12 protein-coding genes and 1 pseudogene are annotated in these 14,274 nt (G+C 51.5%); 10 read left to right on the forward strand and 3 right to left on the reverse strand.

Annotated elements, in window-relative coordinates; all coding sequences use genetic code 11:
- The first annotated feature begins 4 nt into the window (after positions 1-4).
- The 5 genes from BN3277_RS06310 (at position 5) to BN3277_RS06335 (ending at position 5,798) form a co-directional block, all read left to right on the forward strand.
- Positions 5-781, forward strand: a complete 777-nt coding sequence (locus tag BN3277_RS06310) for a recombinase family protein (RefSeq protein WP_059041430.1) — start codon at positions 5-7, stop codon at positions 779-781.
- Positions 782-903: 122 nt separating this feature from the next.
- Positions 904-1,797, forward strand: a complete 894-nt coding sequence (locus BN3277_RS06315; RefSeq protein WP_059041431.1) for an IS110 family transposase — start codon at positions 904-906, stop codon at positions 1,795-1,797.
- 46 nt (positions 1,798-1,843) lie between these two features.
- Positions 1,844-3,589, forward strand: coding sequence for an RHS repeat-associated core domain-containing protein (locus tag BN3277_RS06320; protein ID WP_059041432.1), 1,746 nt, complete (start codon positions 1,844-1,846; stop codon positions 3,587-3,589).
- A gap of 62 nt (positions 3,590-3,651) precedes the next feature.
- Positions 3,652-4,077 (forward strand): SMI1/KNR4 family protein, encoded by a 426-nt coding sequence (locus tag BN3277_RS06325; protein ID WP_059041433.1) that lies wholly within the window; start codon positions 3,652-3,654, stop codon positions 4,075-4,077.
- Between the two features lie 800 nt (positions 4,078-4,877).
- Positions 4,878-5,798 (forward strand): RHS repeat-associated core domain-containing protein, encoded by a 921-nt coding sequence (locus BN3277_RS06335; RefSeq protein ID WP_148500989.1) that lies wholly within the window; start codon positions 4,878-4,880, stop codon positions 5,796-5,798.
- 983 nt (positions 5,799-6,781) lie between these two features.
- Here the strand turns inward: BN3277_RS06335 and BN3277_RS06345 are convergent.
- The gene (locus BN3277_RS06345; RefSeq protein ID WP_059041437.1) at positions 6,782-6,967 is read right to left on the reverse strand and encodes a hypothetical protein; all 186 of its coding nucleotides are present in this window, start codon (positions 6,965-6,967) and stop codon (positions 6,782-6,784) included.
- Between the two features lie 106 nt (positions 6,968-7,073).
- Here BN3277_RS06345 and BN3277_RS06350 point away from each other — a divergent pair, with 106 nt between their 5' ends.
- The 5 genes and pseudogenes from BN3277_RS06350 (at position 7,074) to BN3277_RS06370 (ending at position 13,014) form a co-directional block, all read left to right on the forward strand.
- Positions 7,074-8,060, forward strand: a complete 987-nt coding sequence (locus BN3277_RS06350) for an SseB family protein (RefSeq protein WP_232436349.1) — start codon at positions 7,074-7,076, stop codon at positions 8,058-8,060.
- A gap of 96 nt (positions 8,061-8,156) precedes the next feature.
- On the forward strand, positions 8,157-9,323 hold the full coding sequence (locus BN3277_RS06355; RefSeq protein WP_059041439.1) for an MBL fold metallo-hydrolase: 1,167 nt from the start codon (positions 8,157-8,159) through the stop codon (positions 9,321-9,323).
- An 81-nt stretch (positions 9,324-9,404) separates the two neighbouring features.
- A pseudogene (locus tag BN3277_RS06360) lies at positions 9,405-10,923 on the forward strand (protein adenylyltransferase SelO).
- A gap of 49 nt (positions 10,924-10,972) precedes the next feature.
- The gene (locus tag BN3277_RS06365) at positions 10,973-11,668 is read left to right on the forward strand and encodes an NAD(P)H-dependent oxidoreductase (RefSeq protein ID WP_082691344.1); all 696 of its coding nucleotides are present in this window, start codon (positions 10,973-10,975) and stop codon (positions 11,666-11,668) included.
- Positions 11,669-11,916: 248 nt separating this feature from the next.
- Positions 11,917-13,014 carry an MBL fold metallo-hydrolase gene (locus BN3277_RS06370; protein ID WP_059041440.1) on the forward strand — a complete coding sequence of 366 codons (1,098 nt, stop codon included), beginning with the start codon at positions 11,917-11,919 and terminating at the stop codon, positions 13,012-13,014.
- On the opposite strand, the gene BN3277_RS06375 is transcribed toward BN3277_RS06370, so the two are convergent.
- Both BN3277_RS06375 and BN3277_RS06380 read right to left on the reverse strand, forming a co-directional pair.
- Positions 13,000-13,245: a hypothetical protein gene (locus BN3277_RS06375; RefSeq protein WP_059041441.1), complete on the reverse strand. Its 246-nt coding sequence runs from the start codon at positions 13,243-13,245 to the stop codon at positions 13,000-13,002. The two genes, BN3277_RS06370 and BN3277_RS06375, sit on opposite strands and share 15 nt — an antisense overlap.
- A 108-nt stretch (positions 13,246-13,353) precedes the next feature.
- A complete protein-coding gene (locus BN3277_RS06380; protein ID WP_059041442.1) occupies positions 13,354-14,274 on the reverse strand; it encodes a phosphatidate cytidylyltransferase in 921 nt (306 codons plus the stop codon).

Here is a 14,274-nt window from a genome sequence, read left to right on the forward strand (position 1 = left end):
CAACATGAATGTCATCGGTTACGTTCGAGTTTCAACAAGCGGACAAGCCAAAGACGGTTACAGTTTAGCGTACCAACAAGACGAAATCCGTTCCTTTTGTCAGGAGCAAGGTTGGAACTTGCAGGACATCTTTACGGATGAAGGAATCAGTGGGGCGAAGGTCGATGAAGAAGCCCTTGAAGTTGACAGAATCGGCTTTCAAAGCATGCTATCCGCACTAGCCACCCGAACCTATGACGCTGTTGTTGTCCTCAATACAAGCCGTTTATGGCGGTCAGACATTGTGAAAGTGTTGGTGCATCGGGAGTTCAAGAAGTACGGCGTGGATGTGAAAAGCATCGAGCAACCGACTTATTCCATCCATAAGAAAGACCCAAGCGATTTCCTTATTAATGGTCTGATGGAATTGCTTGACCAGTACCAAAGGCTAGAAATCGCCCTCAAGCTAGGCAGAGGGCGCAACAAGAAAGCCCAAGAGGGCGGTTACGCAGGAGGACGGGCGGCATTTGGCTATAAAGCCCGTAAAGGACAGAAGGCAATTGAAGTGTACGACAAGCAAGCCCAAGCAGTGAAACGGCTCTTTGACATACGGGAACAGAACCCGAATTGGTCTTTATCAGAAATCGCATTTCAACTGAACCAAGAAGGCTTTACGACACAGCAAGGCAAGCAGTTCACCAAAGTACAAGTCAAGCGGATACTTGACCGCAGGGAATTTTACAAAGGTCAGTATCAATATGGCGGCATTACCGCAACTGGACTACATCAAGCCATCTTATAGCGATTAAAGAGGAAGAATGGACACGCTTACCCTTCAATGTATCCCTTCGGGAGAATACTAAACAGACGATGCGGCTATTCTTTTTCCCTAATCGCTATAAGCGGCGAAGGGGGATAATAACCATGAGACATCGTAAAGAACAGTTTATATATGTTGGCGTTGATTTACATAAGCGGACGCATACTGCTGTTGTCATCAATTGTTGGAATGAGAAGCTAGAGGTCATTGAGTTTGAGAACAAGCCATCGGCGTTCCCTGCGGTGGTAAGCAAGGTCAAGAAACATGTGCAGGAAGGCATGACGATAGTATTCGGACTTGAGGATGTGGGCGGCTACGGAAGGTCATTAGCCGTTTACCTTGTGGAGAATCATTTCCTAGTCAAAGAGGTCAATGCCGCACTATCTAACTGGAAGCGTAAAAGCTATGCCATGACAGAAAAGCATGATAGTTGGGATGCGGAGAACATTGCCAAGCTGTTATTGGATGAGTTGGACAGGTTGCCAAACGCCCACCCACAAGACGATTACTGGATTCTGAAACAGCTAGTCATGAGGCGGTACAGCTTACGAGATACCCTTGTCATGCTCAAGAATCAGCTTCACACGCAGTTAAGCTATAACTATCCGAGTTACAGCAAGTTCTTCTCCGAAGTAGATGGAAGAACGGCTCTAGCCTTTTGGCACGAATATCCTTCACTGTATTTGCTTGAGGGGGTCACGCTAGAAGACCTAACGCCGTTCCTTCGAAAGAATAGCAATAACGTCTGCTCGACCAAGAAAGCAACCCTCATTCTCGAAGGTGTTCAATCTGACGGGAATACGAAGCGGAACGGTCAGGATCATCGGGATTTCCTTGTCCGAAGCCATGTGAATCAGATTCGGGACGTCCATCGTGAAATGAGCGATGTGGAGAATCACATTCGAGAAATCATGCAGAAGCTAGACTTCAAGCTGAACTCAAAGGGACCGACTACAAAGACTACACGTATGACTTGCGCGGCAACCTGCTGCAAGTAGAGGGCGTCGACCGCGCTGCGGCGATGATGCGTATCGCCCCAAGAGTGTGCAGCAGGATGTTTATGGTAATGGTGACACGGACCCGCTGCTCCCGGCGGATATCACGGGAAAACCGGATGTGCTGGATACCGTAAATCCATTGGCGGACGCTTATCCGAAGTTGTTGGATCCAATTCCCAACGACCCGTCGCAGATGGACCCAACACAGGCCGCCTCGACTGAAATGGATCCGGCTCCCTTGGAACCTGATCAGTCTGCCGTAACGGACCAAGTCTATGGACTGGATGTTTTTGACCCGATGACGGCTGCGGCGCTTGCAGGACCTGGCGTGCTGGAGACGTACACATGGGATGCGGCAAACCGCCTGATCGGTCACATCAACCCGGCGGGCGACCAGTCGGTATACCGGTATGACGGGGACAACAACCGGGTATACATGGGCATATTTGTAGGAACCGGCAGCCGGCAAGACCGTTATCCATCCGGCCATCCGGCAGGATCGCGTGGCGGCTGGGAACCGCAATTCAAGAAGCAGCAGAGCGAAGTCTATTTCACCTACGACTTGACCAGTCCATGGCCGGAGCCTTTGTATGCGACAGATGCCAGCGGCACGAAATGGGAGCAATCTTACGTTTACGGAGCAGCCGGGGAACGGCTCAGCATGAGCTATCTGCCGAGTGCGGACGGCAGCTCCGACTGGGAGCCAACCCCTGGGGCAAGTGGAGCGGCACCGAACACAGCGCCTGAAACTTTGTACTATCTGAACGACATGCTGGGCAGCCCGCTAGCCTTGCTGAATCGGAACGGAGAGGTAGCGCTTCGCTATCATTACGATGAGTTCGGCACACCGAAGGCACCGGAGAAGTTCGACCTAAACTATCCAGGACCGGACAACCTGTTCGGTTACACGGGACTAGGTTACGATGCCTCGAGCGGACTCTCTTACGCAAGAGCGAGATACTTTGATTCCGGAATAGGGCGGTTTGTGAGTGAGGATACGTATGAGGGCACGCTGAGGAACCCGCAGAGTCAGAATGGGTACGTATATGTAGAGAATAATCCAGTAGCTTACGTAGATCCCAGTGGAAACTTCTGTGTTTCCCCAGATGGGAAAGATGCACATTTAGGGCAGTGTAATAGAAGCGACCCTACAAAATACTACGTTCCGGACTTTATGGTAAATGCATTCCCGTATCTGCGAGATGGTATAGTATACGGATATTATAATTTAGATATGAATAAACCAGGCTATCAAGCTCTTAAAACGCCATACTACTCGACATTTTGGGAAGCGTCTGGCATAAGTAAAGCAGATTATTTTGAGCAGTGGGTATTAGCAATACCGTTAGCAGGCGAGACATATACAGCTGGCTCAACGCATGTCCCAATAAATGGATTAAAGATTCCGAAATCATCGGGAGGAAAAAAGTCAAAGGCACCGAAGAGTAATGCTGCTCAGGGGACGGGTAATGTTAAGAGCTACGAAGGTCAACCATTCCACTACAGTCAAGAACCAGTGAAAAAAGGTGGAAAGAGTATTGCAGACCAAATAACAGAGCGTGGATGGAATGATAAGAGGATTGGTGAAGCAATAAATGAACCTGTCGGAACGGTGAATTGGACAGACCAAAGAAAAGGTCAAAACAATGCTCCTGTAACTGCTTATTATCATAAGGATGGCGGTTATGTCGTCAGAAGGAATGATACTGGTGAAATTATTCAAGTCAGTCAGGTTGGTGACCCAAATTGGAGTACCTATTGGTCACAAGATGCAATAAAATGGAATAAGTAGGTTCATAGCGGATGGTAATTCCTAATTATCATCCGCTTACTAAGTAATGAGGAAGTGAAGCCATGGGAAATAAGATTGAATGGCAATCGGGGTACAACCCTGCTGATATAGATGTAATAAGAACTGTAGAGAAGAATTTTGGAATTTTATTTCCTGATGACTTCCTTGAAGTAGTTCAAAAATACCAAGGGGGTCAACCATCTTCAAAAATACTTGAAGTCAACGATAGGAAAGTTGTCTTTGGTTACTTATTAACTTTTTTAGCCTTTGATGAACTTGATATTTTAGATAAATACAACTCTGAGAGATATACCTTGCCTCCAAAGCATTTTCCATTTGCAGTTGATGAGGAAGGAAATATGTTTTGCTTTGATTATAGCGGTAGCGATTCTCCTGTTGTCGTATACGTTGAATCAAATAAAGGGAGTACAGCATCTACAATATATCTCGCACAAAACTTTTTGGGATTTGTTGAGCTGTTGAAATAACTTCATATTTCGATGGGACACCCAGTGACGAACGAACCCATCATTCAACCAATAACACATCTAACCCATGTAATACCCGTATAAGATTTCGTCATTTCAGTTGTACGTACTACGTAAAGGGTTGAATTTTATACCCTAAATAACGCTATTTCGTTGCATTATACAGGTCAATTATGGTCAGATACTACCATGATAGACCTGTTTTTTGTTATCTTCGTTTTCTTGCGGTTTTTTCAAATTAACGCAACGTTGCGAATACATACCCCGATGGATATAGTGTCGAGAGCATCGCAACCAATTCGCAGGATAGTCCGACAACTATATTGTCAGGACTGAACTGAACATTTCACAACGGGAAGGTCATGTGTTAAAGGCTAGCCACCTGCCCTCTAATTAAGCCTGAAATTCATGGAAAAATTTGGGAGGGGGCGACACATGGAAGGGGTCACTGTATCCATTGACCGCATTGTCATCGATTTTACAGATGTATATTGGGACTTTTTCAATGAGTTCCATAAGCGCATCTGTCACTTTTGCGGAGTCAGAATGACGGTGGGGGAAAGAGGATTTCAGTACGGTATCACAGAATCAATACGGGAGAACACTTCCTGCATATCTCCTATAAGTTGATTTTGGCTCCGAGAACTCAGAAGAACACGCTGAGGATTGAAGCCTATCCGAAGTCTCTTGTTTACTTCCGTCATTGGCTCGAACAAATTCGAGACTATGCGAAGAAAGCGCTGTTCGTGCGATGTGATGTTGCTTATGACATCCCTGCCCCTATCCAAGACGTGTTTACGATGTCTAAGGCGGGGCGAAAGTGGCACTCGTTATTACAATGGGAAGCATACCTGTTCGGCTACACGGGGCTCGGCTATGATGATGTGAGCGGTCTTTCTTTCGCGCGGGCAAGATATTTTGACTCCGAAATCGGGCGGTTTGTGAGTGAGGATACGTATGAGGGCACGCTGAGGAACCCGCAGAGTCAGAATGGGTATGTATATGTAGAGAATAATCCAGTAGCTTACGTAGATCCCAGTGGAAACTTCTGTGTTTCCCCAGATGGGAAAGATGCACATTTAGGGCAGTGTAATAGAAGCGACCCTACAAAATACTACGTTCCGGACTTTATGGTAAATGCATTCCCATATCTGCGAGATGGTAAAGTATACGGATTTCATAATTTTGATATGAATAAACCAGGCTATAAACCTCTTAAAACGCCATACTACTCGACATTTTGGGAAGCATCTGGCATAAGTAAAGAAGAATATTTTGAGCAGTGGGTATTAGCAATACCGTTAGCAGACGAGATATATACAGCTGGCTCAACGCATGTCCCAATAAATGGATTAAAGATTCCGAAATCATCGGGAGGAAAAAAGTCAAAGGCACCGAAGAGTAATGCTGCTCAGGGGACGGGAAAAGTTAAGTTCTCACCGAATAACTTACCAAAAGACCCGCAGGAACCAATCAAAAATGGGTGGAAAGATGTTACACCTGAGGGGATGGCAAAGAATACAGCTTCTAGGGAATTTATTGACCCTGAGACTGGAATGAAGGTAAGGTTTGACCCAGGAAAACCGGGAGCGAATGGCTTTGAAGGCAAAGACCATTACCATGTTACTAATCCAAATGGTACTACAAAAGCGGATTATTACCTTGACGCAAATGGTAATCCGGTTGCTAAAGGCTCAAAAGCGTCTCATATCGTCCCATAGGAGGAGATTTTTATTAAACCAACTGAGTTGCTAGCGACTTTTGACTTGCACGATAGCGTTGTAGAGAATATTGAATATTTGCTTAATGAGAATAAGGTTCAAATTAGACTCGACTTGTGTCAGTGGAAGCAAGCAAATTATGATGAATCTGAATCCGAGATGCAGGCGGGGATACTGACTTTCACTGATGTAGGCTCGTTTCAGATTGAACCGCTAAAGTTTATGATTAACAGCAATGAGATTCTCGAAGTGAAAGTCCAAGATGATAAGGGGAATATAGAAATCATTCTTGCAGGTAATGATGATGTGGGGAAGGTCTGCATTGTAGCTCAGGACGTTTACTGGAAAGAATGTGACTAAAAGCAGCGAGGGCTACCCGTGCCGAATGAACTTATCATTCAACCAAAAACACAATTAACCCATGTAATACCGGTATAAAGATTTCTCCAACTCTCTGTGCGCACGTCAATGCTTTACTTTTATACCCTAAATAACGCTATGCCGATACATCTAACAGGTCGATTATGGTCAGATACCACCATGATTGACCTGTTATTTGTTTTCTTCGTCTTCTTGCGGATTTATAAACAAACGCCACCATTTAAGCATCTTCAACGATAGTTACGGTGCAAGGAATTGATCGCATCTTAGGGAGTTTGAAAAGACTCGTAAATAGGGGAGTGTTATGAACAAATACCTCGATAGTAAACGCAAATATTCAAACAGCTTCAGTTACATTCGATAATTATCCAGATCGTAATTATAACCATGTAGTTATAACCATCCCTATAAGGTATAGGGAAAAAAGTAAGGGGATCTATAAAGTTCCATTTACTTTTGATGGAAGTACAGAGGATGATTATGTTTATCATCGACTAATTTCATACTAGTGCCGATTTGCAGAGCTTCCCGTGCAGGTCGGCACTTTTACTTTTTGGGGAAGAGCTTTCGAAATAACGCCAGAAGCTACCGGGAGCTGTAGTCTATAGAAATCTACTAATCAAAATAATTACAGCGATGACCCCGGCTAAAATCAGCAGGTTGGTGGTTTGTCTCCAAAATCCAGGTACTCCAGAGGAGTGTAATTTATGTTCATTCGTATCAAAGTTAGCCTTAGCCCCGTGGGGATCGGCAGAAGGGGAGAAGGGTTTTCCATGATCGTCATTCATGTAGGGTCCTCCTTATCGTTATTGGTATCAGTATACCAATGATTTACTTTCTCTACATCGTTATAAGCTATACTATATTCAAACGAGATGGGAAATGGGGTGCCAGATGAACGAGGAGCGGAAAGACGAGATCGGGCGGAGGTTCTTGCTAACGCCGGAGATTTCGCAGGAAGTGCTCGGCGGGCTGGAGATTCAGGAGCTGATTTTTTTGGTGCATGCGGCCAAGCGGTTTAAGGCGGAGGAGGCTTTTCCGGATGTGTATTTGGATGAACGGATCAAGGCCTTTACTGGCGTACTGTACGAAAAAATAAAAAATACCGAAACGCTCTATCTCGCGTACGACCAGGCGACCGGATATCCCTACGTGGATGGAGAAGATCGGGTATGGATGTTCTCGCAAGAGGCGTTCGCCGCGAACGCAGAGGATTATTTCCGGCAGCAGCTGCTGATGCTGGAGATGAAACCGATCGGCGGGGAAGACGTGCTGAGGACGTTTGGGCAGCTTCATATTCTGGGTTTACCTAAGGTCCTCGTGGATAACGGACAGTATCATATCGAACTCCAACGGGATGAGATCGTACCGCCGCCGGATTGGACCGGGACGCCGGAAATCAACATTCCCGTAACGAATCCGGGGCTGCAGCGGGCGATGATCCGTTTCTTCCAAACGCTGCATGCGCCGACAGGAGATCCGAAGGCCCGAGACCGGGAGCTAAATGCGCTGGAGGCCGAGATGCTGAATGAAATTCTACAGGCGAAGTATTTGCTGCCGATGCAGTTGAAGGAAGCGGACCCCTCGCCAACGGATGAGCAGGGGATGAAAACGTTAAAGGAAGGGACGATCCTTCAGTTTGGCGTGCTAAGCGCGGAGGATGGCTCGGCGTGGCTCCCGGCGTTTACGGATTGGCCCGAGTTCGAGAAAGTCTACGATAAAACAACCTGGAGCAGCAACATCGCCGCTTACGACGACCTGTTGGCAGTGTCCGGGAATATGGATGGCGTTGTCATTAACTGCCACGGCATCTCGGTGCGAATCGACGCAAATAACCGGGAGCGCATCGAGGCTTTTCGTCAGGAGCGTAGCTTGAAGTAGCAGCCCGTAGCAGTCCTGCCTTTTTGTATAAATCGCCGGGCTTTGGCACAACCTTCCTGGATGGAAGTTATTCATTCAGAGGAGGGGATTCACCCGATGATGTGGCTATTTGTCCTCATTTGTGTAGTTGTGCTCCTTGCTGTGGGATTGGATCTATTCGAGAAGGTATACCCTCCGTTTGGCGGGAAGCCTTCCCCCGAAGACATGAAACGCTACCGGAAGTCCCCAAATTATAAAGGGACGAAGTTTCAGTATCCCCTGGAAACCAAAATGTTCAAGCCTTCGCCGGGCACCTTGATTACGGCGATTCGCGAATACGTGCAGCGGAAGCCCCAGCTGAAGCCGGAGCGTGCCCTGCCTCAGGTCAAATTAGACCGCAAGACGATGGAAGAATTCCAGGAGGATACGGTCGTTTGGTTTGGCCATTCCTCGCTTTTTCTGCAAATGGGGGGAGTGCGGCTGTTGGTAGACCCGGTGTTTGGTGACTCCACGTCGCCGATCGGGGGTTCCAAAAGATTCAGCGAGCTGCCCTTCAGCAACCTGGACGAGCTTCCGCCGATGGATGCGATCGTGCTGTCACACGATCATTTTGATCATCTGGATTACGGCACGATCCGGCAGTTGAAGGACCGGGTAGGACGGTTCATTGGACCGCTGGGCATTCGCTGCCATCTGGAACGTTGGGGCGTCGCTCCCGGACAGATCGAAGAGTGCGATTGGGGGGAGGCGCTGGAGCTCCAAGGCGTTCGGTTGGCGTGCGTGCCGGCCCGGCATTTTTCGGGGCGGAGTCTGTTTAAACAAGGCGGCGGCGGGTTATGGTGCTCCTGGGTGATCGCCACGTCGGAGAAGAGGGTTTATTTTAGCGGGGATAGCGGGTATGGACCCCATTTCAAGGAAATTGGCGAAAAATTCGGCCCGTTCGACCTCACCCTCATGGAGTGCGGCCAATACGACGACCGGTGGTGGGATATTCATATGCTCCCGGAGCAAACGGCGCGGGCTCACCTCGATGTCAGGGGGAACGTGCTGCTGCCGATCCATTGGGGGACGTTTGCGCTGGCGATGCACAGCTGGTACGATCCGGTTCGTCGGCTGACCCAGGAGGCCAAGCAGCGGGGGATTCCGCTGGCCCTGCCAAAGATCGGGGAGCCTGTACGGATTGGGGGATTCGACTACCCGACGGAAGCTTGGTGGAAGACGGTAGACTCGGTGCAGAACGTTCCTGGGTTTCGCGGAGCACGTCCATCCCGTACAATGAAATAAATCAAGTCCTGCATTGAGACCCGAACGGGACGATAACCGATAAAACGATAAACGAAAAAACGAAACACGAAGGAGAAGCCGATGAGCGAATCAAACGGAAACCTGCAAACCGGATGGAATTTCGATAATACGTATGCCCGCTTGCCGGAGTTCTTCTACACGAAGCAGGAGGCCAAGCCGGTTCGGTCGCCGAAACTGATCGTGCTGAACGACAAACTGGCGGCGGAGCTGGGCTTGGACGCGAAGGCGCTGCGGAGCGAAGAGAACGTAGCCGTCTTCGCCGGCAACGCATTGCCGCCCGGGGCGGAGCCGCTGGCCCAGGCTTACGCGGGCCACCAGTTCGGGTATTTCACGATGCTGGGGGACGGCCGGGCCCTGCTGCTCGGCGAGCAGATCGCGCCTGGTGGCGATCGCTTTGACATCCAGCTCAAGGGCTCCGGCCGGACGCCGTATTCGCGCGGCGGCGACGGGCGCGCCGCGTTCGCGCGGCGGCGACGGGCGCGCCGCGCTGGGCCCGATGCTGCGGGAGTACATCATCAGCGAGGCGATGCACGCGCTGGGCATTCCGACGACCCGCAGCCTGGCGGTGGTGACCACCGGGGAGACGGTGGTCCGCGAAGAGAGCCTGCGCGGGGCGATTCTCACCCGCGTAGCGGCCAGCCACGTGCGCGTCGGCACGTTCCAGTACGCCGCGCAATTTGGCGAGCCAGCGGACGTCCGCACGCTCGCCGATTACGTGATCCAGCGCCATTACCCGGAGCTGGCCGAGCTCGCCGACACCGGCGAATCCGGCCGCTATTTGGCGCTGCTGCGGGAGGCGACTCAGCGTCAGGCCGCGCTGATCGCCAAGTGGCAGCTCGTCGGTTTCATCCACGGCGTGATGAACACCGACAACATGGCCCTGAGCGGCGAGACGATCGACTACGGGCCATGTGCCTTTATGGACGCGTACGACCCCGCGACCGTGTTCAGTTCCATCGACCGTCAGGGCCGATATGCCTACGGCAATCAGCCGTCCATTGCGGTATGGAACCTGTCCCGATTCGCCGAGAGCTTGCTGCCGCTGCTGCACGAGGAGGAGGATGAGGCTGTCCGACTCGCCGAAGAGGCACTGAAAGGCTTTGCTTGGCAGTTTGAGGCCGCCTGGCTGCAAGGAATGCGGTCGAAGCTGGGGTTGTTTGGCGAACAGGACGAGGATCCCGCCCTCGTCAAAGACCTGCTCGACCTGATGCACCGGCATCAAGCCGATTTCACCAATACGTTCCTTGCCTTGACCTTGGGCCGGCTGGAGGAGCCGCCGATGGCCGGCACCCCCGAGTGGGTGGAATGGCTTACGCGGTGGCAGGCGCGGCTCGCCAGCCAGACCGAATCCCAAGAGGAGGTCCGCGATTCGATGCGGCGCAGCAACCCGGCGGTGATCCCGCGCAACCATCGGGTAGAGGAAGCTTTAGAAGCCGCTGTAGAGCGAGACGATTACAGCGTGATGCAGCGTTTGCTGGACGCTTTGCAGCAACCCTACGCCCATACGCCGGAACAGGCAGAATACGCAGAACTGCCGGCTGCTTGCGACCGGCCGTACCGGACGTTTTGCGGGACCTAATAAGTCGGAAGGGTTGCAACCTTTTTACGTGGAGGAGTGAATTTTCGTTATGAGTCTAATGGAGAAACTGGACAAGTCCGAAGCTAAACAAGCCATCTTGGAGGCTTATCAATTCCGTCATGCCTGCAAGCAATTTGATCCCGACCGGACTCTTCCCGAGGAAGACTTTCGGTTTATCCTGCAGGCGGCTCGGTTATCTCCCAGCTCGGTAGGTTTGGAGCCGTGGAGATTCGTCGTCCTGCAGAATTCGGAGCTCCGCGAGAAGCTTCGCGCCATCTCCTGGGGAGCCCAAGGACAATTGCCGACCGCCAGCCATTTTGTTGTTATTTTGGCTCGGACGATAAAGGATCTGAGATACGATGCCCCTTACGTCACCCATATGATGAAAGAGGTTCACCACATCCCCGAGGAGATCGTCGACCAGATGCTGACCGGCAATTATCGTACTTTTCAGGAGTCCGACTTCCGTCTGCTCGAAAGCGACCGCGCGATGTTCGACTGGTCCTGTAAACAGGCCTATATCGCACTGGGCAACATGCTGACAGCTGCGGCGCTGATCGGGGTGGATTCCTGTCCAATCGAAGGGTTCGACAAAGTACAGGCGGAACAGCTCCTCCGGGAAGAAGGTTTGTTGGAGGACGACCGGTTTGGCATCGCCTGCTTCGCCGCCTTCGGCTACCGCGTAAGGGAACCACGTCCGAAATCGAGACAGGCGCTGGACGATATCGTAACCTGGGTGCGGTGACCGCCTACCCTTCTTCTACGCCTTGTATAAGTTCAGCAGAATGTGGTAACATTATCGTCGGCTTTATTCTTGGTGCTGCACGATCAGAAATAGACCGTTTCCCTGGTGATTGGGCGGTCTATTTCTTTTTTAAGTAGGTGAGCGCTTCCCCTCATTTGGCAACACCCCCCGTCATGCAGTATACTCTGCTTGAATCCATCCATCCTGATCCACTCTTACTCTTTACACAGGAAAAGGCGGTATCTTACATGTACATAGCTTTAGGGATCTTACTCGTACTTCTCATCGGTATTTCGTTGTTTCTCCGGCTGTACCCCGCCTTTGGCGGGAAGGCTACGGCTGCCCAAAGAACGCGTTACGCGTTGTCTCCGCAATGGCAGGGCAAGAAGTTCGCCTACACCGAGCCAACGGCCTCCTTTCAGCCCTCGTCGGGCAATATGGTTTCGCTGCTAAGGGATTACCTGCGCGGCAACCCGCGGGTGAGGCCGGATCGGCAGCTGCCGGTCATGCCGTTGACGCCAGAAACGCTGAGTGACCTAGACCGCGACAAGGTCGTCTGGTTAGGTCACTCGGCACTTCTCCTGCATCTCGGAGGCAAGCGCCTCCTGCTCGATCCGATGCTGGGGCCGTCGCCCACGCCGGTTCCTCCTTTCGGCGGCAAGCGGTATAACCGGCAGTTGCCGGTCGAGCCGGAGGATCTGCCGGAGATCGATGCGGTGATCCTGTCCCATGACCATTACGATCATTTGGATTACGGCACGATCCGGAAATTGAAAGATAAGGTCGGGCGGTTCTTTGTCCCGCTGGGGGTCGGCAGCCACTTGGAACGGTGGGGTGTGGCGCCGGAACGAATCAGCGAGCATGACTGGTGGGAGGAGCTGGAATGGAACGGTTTGAAGCTCGCCAGCACCCCCGCCCGCCATTTCTCGGGCCGGGGGCTCACGAACCGGGACGGCACCCTATGGTGCTCCTGGGTGATCGCCACTCCGGAGCGGAAGGTCTTCTTCAGCGGAGACAGCGGATATGGCCCGCATTTCAAGCAGATCGGCGAGAAGTATGGCCCTTTTGATCTGGCCTTGATGGAATGCGGTCAATACGATCCGCGTTGGAGCGAGATCCACATGCTGCCGGAACAGACGGTTCAGGCCCACATAGATGTACAGGGAGGCTTGCTTGTTCCAATCCATTGGGGGGCCTTCACCTTGTCGCTGCACGATTGGAACGATCCGGTCCGCCGCGCAACCGCCGAAGCGGAACGCCTAGGCGTGCCCATCGCCACGCCCAAAATCGGCGAGCCCGTCTACATCGGAGACGCGGCTTATCCGAAGGAGCTATGGTGGACCTAATGCAGGTTCTAGCGAGCGCGAAAGAAAGAGGCTTTCCCGAGGTGGAGACACTTCGGAAAGCCTCTTTTTGCCCACATAAATCAGAAACTGCACGACGATGAGCGCGCGGCTGTGGGTTTGTCCGTATTCGCGGCCTCCCTGCGCTTTGATTCGCGCTTCATTGCGCCCCGAGATGATGGCCGACGGGATGTGCAGCAAAGTAAGTACGATGAGAATGATAGCGGTCACCATGAGCGATTCCCCCTTAGGATTGCACGATACCGGGGAAATAGAGGCCGTGTCGTGCGGAATGAGAGATGCTTATCCGCTATACCGCCTAAATGTTATCGATAGGTTATGTTACATGAAATCAAAGAAATAACGCGTCACGTGAAAGAAGACCGGCGACGTATACGTTAAGCTGTCGACCAGGCTCAGGTAGCTCTTCTTCAAGGCCTGGGCCTTGTCGTCATCCCCGATGAGCAAATCCCGCTTCAGCACGGAGATGGTGGTACTGCCGATAAAGCCGCCCAGCCCGATCAGCATCCCGGCGAACAAGCCAAACGAAGCCCCCAGCGGCGTCAGAACCGGGGCCAGGAAGTAAGCCGTGATGGACGTCACCGCAAACGAGCAGGCGAAGCCTTCCCACGTCACGAACGGATTGGCCGTCGGCACAACCTTGCGTTTGCCGAAGTACGACGAAGCCGCATAGTGAACGATATCATTGAGCTGGGTCAGGACCACCAGATAGAGTACCAGACCGGCCCCATACTGCGACGTGGCGAACGGAAAATACGCGAGATGGCTGAGACCAAACACCATCAGCATCAAGCCCCATTGAACCCGGCTCACGCTGCGCAAGAATCCGGCCGTTCCTTTGTTGATCATGCGGGGAAGCGGCAGGAACAGGAACACGTACACCGGGATAAAGACGATAAACATCCCGTACCACTCGATCAAAACCCAGTAGAATTGGGCCGGAATCGCTAGATACGCCCATAAGTACAATCGGCGCTCGGATTTGCGTGAACGGATCATGGAGAAATACTCTTTTAACGCGAAAAAAGACAGCAGCATCACCGCAAGCAGCGACACGACCGGATTAAACAAGGTCGCCAGGCAGAGAATCAGCCACATGCCCCACCAGGTGCGCAAGCGCTGGCGAAAGGCAAGATACGTCTCGTCACCGGAATGCTTCCGCTTAAGGACGAAACAGATGAGGTGGATGGCCGCCAAGGCCACGAAGATCACGATCATCGTCCATTGCAGGTTGTTTAACAT

This window comes from Paenibacillus rubinfantis (assembly GCF_001486505.1).
Taxonomy (GTDB): Bacteria; Bacillota; Bacilli; order Paenibacillales; family Paenibacillaceae; genus Fontibacillus; species Fontibacillus rubinfantis.

Bases quoted from the DNA above. Each gene is read 5' to 3' on its own strand.
- BN3277_RS06310 (WP_059041430.1), top strand. From the start codon at position 5: ATGAATGTCATCGGTTACGTTCGAGTTTCAACAAGCGGACAAGCCAAA.
- BN3277_RS06315 (WP_059041431.1), top strand. From the start codon at position 904: ATGAGACATCGTAAAGAACAGTTTATATATGTTGGCGTTGATTTACAT.
- BN3277_RS06325 (WP_059041433.1), top strand. From the start codon at position 3,652: ATGGGAAATAAGATTGAATGGCAATCGGGGTACAACCCTGCTGATATA.
- BN3277_RS06335 (WP_148500989.1), top strand. From the start codon at position 4,878: ATGTCTAAGGCGGGGCGAAAGTGGCACTCGTTATTACAATGGGAAGCA.
- BN3277_RS06345 (WP_059041437.1), bottom strand. From the start codon at position 6,967: ATGAATGACGATCATGGAAAACCCTTCTCCCCTTCTGCCGATCCCCAC.
- BN3277_RS06350 (WP_232436349.1), top strand. From the start codon at position 7,074: ATGAACGAGGAGCGGAAAGACGAGATCGGGCGGAGGTTCTTGCTAACG.
- BN3277_RS06355 (WP_059041439.1), top strand. From the start codon at position 8,157: ATGATGTGGCTATTTGTCCTCATTTGTGTAGTTGTGCTCCTTGCTGTG.
- BN3277_RS06365 (WP_082691344.1), top strand. From the start codon at position 10,973: ATGAGTCTAATGGAGAAACTGGACAAGTCCGAAGCTAAACAAGCCATC.
- BN3277_RS06370 (WP_059041440.1), top strand. From the start codon at position 11,917: ATGTACATAGCTTTAGGGATCTTACTCGTACTTCTCATCGGTATTTCG.
- BN3277_RS06375 (WP_059041441.1), bottom strand. From the start codon at position 13,245: ATGGTGACCGCTATCATTCTCATCGTACTTACTTTGCTGCACATCCCG.
- BN3277_RS06380 (WP_059041442.1), bottom strand. From the start codon at position 14,274: ATGTTAAACAACCTGCAATGGACGATGATCGTGATCTTCGTGGCCTTG.